Source organism: Scandinavium sp. (assembly GCF_036271055.1).
Taxonomy (GTDB): domain Bacteria; phylum Pseudomonadota; class Gammaproteobacteria; order Enterobacterales; family Enterobacteriaceae; genus Scandinavium.
The window spans coordinates 1-3,322 of sequence record NZ_DATBBJ010000069.1 but is presented as its reverse complement, the minus strand read 5'-3'; the positions used below and the strand labels follow the sequence as shown (position 1 = coordinate 3,322).

At 48.7% G+C, this 3,322-nt stretch carries 7 protein-coding genes; 6 read left to right on the top strand and 1 reads right to left on the bottom strand.

Features of this window, described 5'->3' with window-relative positions; all coding sequences use genetic code 11:
• The 3 genes from VH187_RS12320 to bfr all read left to right on the top strand — a co-directional run.
• On the top strand, positions 1-265 hold a 265-nt coding region (locus tag VH187_RS12320), incomplete at its 5' end, for an EF-Tu C-terminal domain-related protein (protein ID WP_473964789.1).
• A gap of 184 nt (positions 266-449) precedes the next feature.
• Positions 450-644 (top strand): bacterioferritin-associated ferredoxin, encoded by a 195-nt coding sequence (gene bfd, locus VH187_RS12315; protein ID WP_097164992.1) that lies wholly within the window; start codon positions 450-452, stop codon positions 642-644.
• 74 nt (positions 645-718) lie between these two features.
• Positions 719-1,195, top strand: coding sequence for a bacterioferritin (gene bfr, locus VH187_RS12310; RefSeq protein WP_329701741.1), 477 nt, complete (start codon positions 719-721; stop codon positions 1,193-1,195).
• On the opposite strand, the gene VH187_RS12305 is transcribed toward bfr, so the two are convergent.
• Positions 1,179-1,655: a prepilin peptidase gene (locus tag VH187_RS12305; RefSeq protein ID WP_329701740.1), complete on the bottom strand. Its 477-nt coding sequence runs from the start codon at positions 1,653-1,655 to the stop codon at positions 1,179-1,181. The genes bfr and VH187_RS12305 overlap by 17 nt on opposite strands.
• Before the next feature lie 376 nt (positions 1,656-2,031).
• On the opposite strand from VH187_RS12305, the gene rpsJ reads away from it, so the two are divergent.
• From rpsJ to rplD, 3 genes are all read left to right on the top strand, one after another.
• Positions 2,032-2,343: a 30S ribosomal protein S10 gene (gene rpsJ, locus VH187_RS12300; RefSeq protein WP_001181005.1), complete on the top strand. Its 312-nt coding sequence runs from the start codon at positions 2,032-2,034 to the stop codon at positions 2,341-2,343.
• Positions 2,344-2,374: 31 nt separating this feature from the next.
• Positions 2,375-3,004, top strand: a complete 630-nt coding sequence (gene rplC, locus VH187_RS12295; protein ID WP_329701739.1) for a 50S ribosomal protein L3 — start codon at positions 2,375-2,377, stop codon at positions 3,002-3,004.
• 10 nt (positions 3,005-3,014) lie between these two features.
• Positions 3,015-3,322 (top strand): 50S ribosomal protein L4 (gene rplD / locus VH187_RS12290; protein ID WP_329701738.1); only part of this gene is annotated, 308 nt, incomplete at its 3' end.

The window sequence follows — 3,322 nt, the reverse complement described above, 5'->3', positions numbered from 1 at the left end:
TGAAGTGTACATCCTGTCCAAAGATGAAGGCGGCCGTCATACTCCGTTCTTCAAAGGCTACCGTCCACAGTTCTACTTCCGTACAACTGACGTGACCGGTACCATCGAACTGCCAGAAGGCGTAGAGATGGTAATGCCAGGTGACAACATTCAGATGGTTGTGACCCTGATCCACCCAATTGCGATGGATGACGGCTTGCGTTTCGCAATCCGTGAAGGCGGCCGTACTGTAGGTGCGGGCGTTGTTGCTAAAGTTCTGAGCTAATTACTCGTTAATTAGTTTTGAATAAAAAAGGGCGCTTCGGCGCCCTTTTTGCTATTTGCTATTCAGGTCTTGTCACAGTTGTTTGCATTTTCTCTCCTGTCTCCCGCATCGGTTCTATAATTGTGCTATTGTAATCATAACTATTCTCATTTACACTTTGAGCATAAATTGAACGGGAGCGATCATGTACGTTTGTTTGTGTAATGGTGTAAGTGATAAAAAAATTCGGCAGGCGGTTCGTCAGTTCCATCCGCAATCATTTCAACAACTCCGTAAGTTTATTCCCGTGGGAAATCAGTGCGGTAAGTGCATCCGTGCTGCGCGCGAGATCATGCAAGACGAATTAACTCAGATGCCGGAATTTAAAGAGACAGCCTGAACTTCCCCGTTCTTTTTTTGACATCCCCGTAGCCCGTTCTACGCTTCTATGAGTGGAAGCGGAGGGACTACATAATGAAAGGTGATGTTAAAATCATAAGTCATCTCAATAAATTATTGGGAAATGAGCTTGTCGCAATCAATCAATACTTTCTCCATGCGAGAATGTTCAAGAACTGGGGCCTGACTCGCCTCAACGATGTTGAATATCATGAATCCATCGATGAGATGAAACATGCGGATAAATATATCGAGCGTATTTTGTTTCTTGAAGGCATCCCAAATCTGCAAGATCTCGGCAAGCTTGGCATCGGTGAAGATGTCGAAGAAATGCTCCAGTCCGACTTAAGGCTAGAACTCGAAGGCGCAAAAGATCTGCGTGAAGCGATCGCGTACGCGGATACCGTCCATGACTATGTCAGTCGCGATATGATGATTGAGATCCTCGCCGATGAGGAAGGGCACATTGACTGGCTTGAGACTGAACTGGATCTGATAGGTAAGTTGGGTATTCAAAATTACCTGCAATCACAGATCAAAGTAGAAGATTAATCCAGCTCTGCCAGCCAGAGATCAAACCCGCTGCGCTCAGAAATGGGCCAAATCGCAGCGGGTTTTTTAATGCCCGCCCGGAGCGTTGAGCAAGTGTCACTAGGCAAACAAACAACAGGGCCAGTCCGGTGGCAAGCGTTATAAGCATGGGCAATTTTTGCCACTCCAGCCATGCCCCGAGTGCTGCAAAGAATTTCACATCGCCGTACCCCAGTCCTTCCTGATGACGAATCCCCCGATACAACCAGTAAAGTGCCGCCAGTGAACAATAGCCTGTCATTGCCCCGAGAACGGAAGTCGCGAGTCTTTCAGGCTGAATAACTAAATGAAAGAGCAAACCACTCCAGAGCAGAGGACAGGTGAGTCTATCAGGCAAAAGACCCGTCGTTGCGTCTTGCCAGGCAAGTAGCAACGTTAACAAGCAATAGAGGAAAATGAAGCAAAGTGTTATGGCCTGCATGTGCATGTGCCTATGGTTCGCAAGATGTGGTGAGTGTTGATAGAACGCAAAAACGAGGCAAGTGAGTACGAAAAGATACTCGAGGAGGGTTCCAGTGAATCGCATCCGTATGCAGGTTTGCATTAGGGATTGCGGTCTTGCTCGCGAGATGAAGCGGCGGATTTATAAACACTGCTTGCGTCACTGCCAGATTTACGTATAATGCGCGGGCTTGTCAAAATTGACGGCGGGTTCGATATGAACTCCGACAATGCAGTTTGTTGTCGACAATGTTCCCAATTGGGGAACTACGCAAGAACGGTTACGCTCCTCCATCAATCGTAATGGATGTGAGTAGTGGCCATTTCGTTTATAAAATAATTGGAGCTCTGGTCTCATGCAGAACCAAAGAATCCGTATCCGCCTGAAAGCGTTTGATCATCGTCTGATCGATCAATCAACTGCGGAAATCGTCGAGACTGCTAAGCGCACTGGTGCGCAAGTACGTGGTCCGATCCCGCTGCCGACCCGCAAAGAGCGTTTTACCGTTCTGATCTCCCCGCACGTCAACAAAGACGCGCGTGATCAGTACGAAATTCGCACTCACAAGCGTCTGGTTGACATCGTTGAGCCAACTGAGAAAACCGTTGATGCTCTGATGCGTCTGGATCTGGCTGCCGGTGTAGACGTGCAGATCAGCCTGGGTTAATCAGGTCATTGACGATTGAGAGGTTGAAACAATGATTGGTTTAGTCGGTAAAAAAGTGGGTATGACCCGTATCTTCACTGAAGATGGCGTCTCTATCCCAGTAACCGTTATCGAAGTAGAAGCAAACCGTGTTACTCAGGTTAAAGACCTGGCTAACGACGGCTACCGTGCTGTTCAGGTGACCACTGGTGCTAAAAAAGCTAACCGTGTAACCAAGCCGGAAGCTGGTCACTTTGCTAAAGCTGGCGTTGAAGCTGGCCGTGGTCTTTGGGAATTCCGTCTTGCAGAAGGCGAAGAGTTCACTGTAGGTCAAGACATTAGCGTTGAGCTGTTTGCTGAAGTTAAAAAAGTAGACGTTACCGGTACTTCCAAGGGTAAAGGTTTTGCTAGCACTGTTAAGCGCTGGAACTTCCGTACTCAGGATGCTACCCACGGTAACTCCTTGTCTCACCGTGTTCCGGGTTCTATCGGTCAGAACCAGACTCCGGGCAAAGTGTTCAAAGGCAAGAAAATGGCAGGCCAACTGGGTAACGAACGTGTAACTGTTCAGAGCCTGGATGTAGTACGCGTTGACGCTGAGCGCAACCTGCTGCTGGTTAAGGGTGCAGTTCCGGGTGCAACCGGTAGCGACCTTATTGTTAAACCAGCTGTGAAGGCGTGAGGAGATAGCAATGGAATTAGTATTGAAAGACGCGCAAAGCGCGCTGACTGTTTCCGAAACTACCTTCGGTCGTGATTTTAACGAAGCGCTGGTACACCAGGTTGTAGTTGCTTATGCAGCTGGTGCTCGTCAAGGTACTCGTGCTCAGAAGACTCGTGCCGAAGTAACTGGTTCCGGTAAAAAGCCGTGGCGCCAGAAAGGTACCGGCCGTGCGCGTTCAGGTTCTATCAAGAGCCCGATCTGGCGTTCCGGTGGCGTAACCTTCGCTGCTCGCCCGCAGGACCACAGTCAAAAAGTTAACAAAAAGATGTACCGCGG